The sequence below is a fragment of the Melaminivora alkalimesophila genome, from assembly GCF_000282995.1.
GTDB classification, from domain to species: domain Bacteria; phylum Pseudomonadota; class Gammaproteobacteria; order Burkholderiales; family Burkholderiaceae_C; genus Melaminivora; species Melaminivora alkalimesophila.
On record NZ_ALEE01000200.1, the window covers coordinates 1 to 4,711 of the forward strand.

Genomic DNA, 4,711 nt, shown 5'->3' on the forward strand with positions numbered 1-4,711 from the left:
CGCCGCCGGGGCGACCGCCGCCAGATCCTCGAGCTCGCGGCAGGCAGTCGCCGCATCGCCGGTGCGCTGCGCCAGCCGCGCCAGCTCGATGCGCGCGCGTGCCGCCTGCGGCGCCGTCGCGACCGCCTCGCGCAGCAGTTCCCGTGCCGGCTCCAGCTCGCCACGTGCGGCGTGCGCCAGTGCCTGCTCGCACAGGTAGTGGGCCTGGCGGGTGCTGAAGTCGCCCTGGCCGGCCGCCTGCATCCGGCGGGCAATCTCGCTGGCCTGCGGCCAGTCGCGCGAGCGCTCGTAGATGGCCAGCAGCGCCATGCGCGCCTGGCCTTCAAAGGGCGTGCGCTCCAGCCGCCGCAGCGCGTCCTCGGCCCGATCGAGCAGGCCCGCCTTCAGGAAATCGAGCGCCAGCGCGTGTTGCGCGCGCTCGCGGTCGGCGCGCCCCAGGTCGCCGCGCGACAGCAAGTGCTCGTGCACCCGCACGGCCCGGTTGTATTCGCCGCGGCGGCGAAACAGGTTGCCCAGCGCAAAGTGCAGCTCGGTCGTGTCCGGGTCGTTCTGAACGGCCTCGATGAAGGCATCGATGGCCTGGTCCTGTTGCTCGTTGAGCAGGTAGTTCAGGCCCTTGAAGTAGGCCTTGGGGGCGCGGCGGCTGTCCTCGCGCAACTGGCGCAGGTCCAGTCGCGAGGCAAACCAGCCGAGCGCGAACGCCAGCGGCAGCCCCAGGACGATCCAGCTCGGGTCAAATTCCATGGATGGGCGGGGGCAGCATCGCGTCGGCTTCCGCCTCGGACGGGGTTGGCGAGGCGGCGGCAGCCGGGGCGATGGCGGCCAGCGGCGCGCGCCGCGCATGGCTGCGGTGGTGCCACCAGCGCGGCACCATGCCGAGCACGCCCACCACCACGCCGAGGGCGAAGGCGGCCAGCACCACCAGCACCAGCGGCGCCGTCCAGGCCGTGCCGAAGAAGAAATGCACGGTGGCGCTGTGCTGGTTGTTCAGCGCGAAGGCGAAGAGGGTGAAGAAAATGGCTGCCTTGAGCAGCCACCACAGGTATTTCATGCGCGGTCCCAGGTGAACGGGACCATTTTAGGGGCGGGGCGTCATGCAACGGGGTGGCGCTGGTCCACGGCCTCGCGCAGCGCCTTGCCCGGCTTGAAGTGGGGCACGCGCTTCTCGGGGATCTGCACCGCCTCGCCGGTGCGCGGGTTGCGGCCCAGGCGCGGCGGGCGGCGGGTCACGGAGAAGCTGCCGAAGCCGCGGATCTCGATGCGGTGGCCGCGCACCAGGGCATCGCCCATGGCATCCAGAATGGTCTTGACGGCGTACTCGGCGTCGCGCTGCGTGAACTGGGCAAAGCGTGCGGCGAGTTCCTCGACGAGGTCGGATCGGGTCATGGCGTGCGCAGGGTCCGGCAAGGAAGGGGGGAAGAAAAACACAACGGGCGCCATGGACGCCCGTTGTGTGTGTCTTGCGGCCCGCCACACCCCCGGAGGAGGCGACGGGCCGCGGTGCGGGCAGGAACGTCCGCGGGACCGGCTTACTTGTCCGAGCCGTCCAGCTTGGCGCGCAGCAGGGCGCCCAGGCTGGTGGTGCCGGCGTTCTCGCGCGAGGACTGGGCCGACAGGTGGGCCATGGCCTCGTGCTGGTCGGCCTGGTCCTTGGCCTTGATGGACAGCTGGATGTTGCGGCTCTTGCGGTCCACGTTGACCACCACGGCCGTGACCTCGTCGCCTTCCTTGAGCACGTTGCGGGCATCTTCCACGCGGTCGCGGGAGATTTCCGAGGCGCGCAGGTAGCCGACGATGTCCTGGCCCAGGTCGATCTCGGCGCCGCGGGCGTCCACGGACTTGACCGTGCCGGTCACCGTCTGGCCCTTGTCGTTCACCGTCACGAAGGTCGTGAAGGGGTCCTGGTCGAGCTGTTTGATGCCCAGCGAGATGCGCTCGCGGTCCACGTCCACGGCCAGCACGATGGCCTCGACTTCCTGGCCCTTCTTGTAGTTGCGCACGGCGGCTTCACCGGGCTCGTTCCAGGACAGGTCGGACAGGTGCACCAGGCCGTCGATGCCGGCAGCCAGGCCCACGAACACGCCGAAGTCGGTGATCGACTTGATCGGGCCCGTGACGCGGTCGCCGCGCTTGGTGTTCTGGGCGAACTCCTGCCAGGGGTTGGGCTTGCACTGTTTCATGCCCAGGCTGATGCGGCGCTTGTCCTCGTCGATGTCGAGCACCATGACCTCGACCTCGTCACCCAGGCTGACCAGCTTGTTGGGCGCGACGTTCTTGTTGGTCCAGTCCATCTCGGAGACGTGCACCAGGCCCTCGATGCCCGGCTCGAGTTCCACGAAGGCGCCGTAGTCGGCGATGTTCGTGACCTTGCCGAACAGGCGCGTGCCCGAAGGATAGCGGCGCGACACGCCCAGCCAGGGGTCGTCGCCCAGCTGCTTGAGGCCCAGCGAGACGCGCTGCTTCTCGGTGTCGAATTTGAGGATCTTGGCCGTGATTTCCTGGCCGGCATGCACCACCTCGGAGGGGTGGCGCACACGGCGCCAGGCCATGTCCGTGATGTGCAGCAGGCCGTCGATGCCACCCAGGTCCACGAAGGCGCCGTATTCGGTGATGTTCTTGACCACGCCCTGCACGATGGCGCCTTCCTTGAGCGTCTCGAGCAGCTTGGCGCGCTCCTCGCCCATGGAGGCTTCGACCACGGCGCGGCGCGACAGCACCACGTTGTTGCGCTTGCGGTCGAGCTTGATGACCTTGAACTCCATCGTCTTGTTTTCGTACGGAGTGAGGTCCTTGACCGGGCGGGTGTCGATCAGCGAGCCGGGCAGGAAGGCGCGGATGCCGTTGACCAGCACGGTGAGGCCGCCCTTGACGCGGCCGGAGGTGGTGCCGGTGACAAATTCACCGGACTCGAGCGCCTGCTCCAGCGCCAGCCACGAGGCCAGGCGCTTGGCGGTGTCGCGCGAGAGGATGGTGTCGCCGTAGCCGTTCTCGATCGAGCCGATGGCCACCGAAACGAAGTCGCCTTCCTGGACTTCGATCTCGCCCTGGTCGTTCTTGAACTCGTCGATCGGCACGTAGGCTTCGGACTTCAGGCCGGCGTTCACGACCACGAAGTTGTGCTCGACACGCACGACCTCGGCGGTGATGACCTCGCCCGGGCGCATTTCCGTGCGTTGCAGCGACTCTTCGAACAGGGCGGCAAAAGATTCAGACATGGGTTTCCTTGTCCGCAGACAGGTTTCCGGCGGCACCATTGCCGACGTTTCTAGGACTGGCTGCGGAGGTGATGCGGCATCGCGCCGCGGGGGTTGAAGTTGCAAGGATCCGCACGCGCCGCCGGGCCAGGGGCGCCGGCGCGACCTGCTGCGGGTCGGACTGGCCAGCCGCCCCGGCCCGCAGGCTCAAAACGGCTGGCGCGCCTGCCACCAGGCAACCACCTGATCCACGGCCTCGTCGATCGTGTAGGAGGAGTTGTCAAGCACCAGGGCGTCTTCGGCAGGCGCAAGAGGCGCAACGCTGCGGCTCGCATCCCGCGCGTCGCGCGCATCAAGCTCTGCGCGAAGGTCGGCTATTGTAGTGGAAATACCCTTTGCCATCAATTGCTTGTGGCGCCGCTCGGCGCGCACGGCGGCGCTCGCGGTGAGGAAAACCTTGAGCTGCGCGTCGGGAAAGACCACCGTGCCCATGTCGCGGCCATCGGTCACCAGACCAGGCAGGCGGCGAAAGCCGTGCTGCAGCGCCAGCAGCGCCGCGCGCACCGCGGGTAGGGCCGACACGCGCGAGGCGGCCATGCCCACTTCCTCGGTGCGAATGGCATCGCTCACGTCCTGCGCGCCCAGCCAGATGCGGCCGTCCTCGAAGCGCAGCAGCAGGCTGCGCGCCAGGGCCGCCAGGCGTTCTTCCTCGCGAGGGTCGATGGCGATGCCGGCGTGCACCGCGGCCAGGGCGGTGGCGCGGTACAGCGCACCCGAGTCCAGATAGTGGTAGCCCAGGCGCTGCGCCACGGCCGCTGCGACCGTGCCCTTGCCGGAAGCCGTCGGGCCGTCGATGCAGATCACCGGCAGGCGCCCGGGCCGCGCGCGGGCCACGCTGAACAGCGCTTCGAAGTAGTCCGGAAAAGTCTTGGCGACACAGCGCGGGTCCTCGATGCGCACCGGCAGCGCGGCCGGATTGAAGGCCGCCAGCGAGAAGCACATGGCGACGCGGTGGTCGTCGTAGGTGTGGATGCGGGCGGCACGCCAGTCGGCTGCCGCGGGCAGCGGCCAGACGCGCAGCCAGTCGGGACCTTCCTCTACGCGGGCGCCGAGCTTGCGCAGCTCGCAGGCCATGGCGGCGATGCGGTCGGTCTCCTTGACGCGCCAGCTGGCGATGTTGCGCAGCGTGGTCGGCCCGTCGGCGTAGAGCGCCATCACGGCCAGCGTCATGGCGGCGTCCGGAATGTGGTTGCAGTCGAGGTCGATGGCCTGGAGCGGCCAGCGGCCGCGCTCCACCTGCAGCCAGTGGGGGCCGCCCTGCACGCGCGCGCCCATCGCTTGGGCCGCCTCGATGAAGCGGATGTCGCCCTGGATCGAGTCCAGCCCGACGCCGAGGATGCGCAGCGGCCCCTGGCCCTCGGCCGGGGTGGTGAGCGCCCCGAGGGCGATGAAGTAGCTGGCCGACGAGGCGTCGGCTTCCACGTGGATGCTGCCCGGCGAGCGGTAGCGGCTGCCGG

At 69.4% G+C, this 4,711-nt stretch carries 5 protein-coding genes; all 5 read right to left on the reverse strand.

Features of this window, described 5'->3' with window-relative positions:
- Positions 1–744 (reverse strand): tetratricopeptide repeat protein (locus A612_RS03205; protein WP_019373149.1); only part of this gene is annotated, 744 nt, incomplete at its 3' end.
- On the reverse strand, positions 734–1,051 hold the full coding sequence (locus A612_RS03210; protein ID WP_019373150.1) for a LapA family protein: 318 nt from the start codon (positions 1,049–1,051) through the stop codon (positions 734–736). The genes A612_RS03205 and A612_RS03210, both read right to left, overlap by 11 nt.
- A gap of 41 nt (positions 1,052–1,092) precedes the next feature.
- On the reverse strand, positions 1,093–1,386 hold the full coding sequence (locus A612_RS03215; protein ID WP_019373151.1) for an integration host factor subunit beta: 294 nt from the start codon (positions 1,384–1,386) through the stop codon (positions 1,093–1,095).
- A 143-nt stretch (positions 1,387–1,529) separates the two neighbouring features.
- Positions 1,530–3,215 (reverse strand): 30S ribosomal protein S1, encoded by a 1,686-nt coding sequence (gene rpsA, locus A612_RS03220; protein ID WP_019373152.1) that lies wholly within the window; start codon positions 3,213–3,215, stop codon positions 1,530–1,532.
- A gap of 186 nt (positions 3,216–3,401) precedes the next feature.
- On the reverse strand, positions 3,402–4,711 hold a 1,310-nt coding region (cmk, locus tag A612_RS03225), incomplete at its 5' end, for a (d)CMP kinase (RefSeq protein ID WP_019373153.1).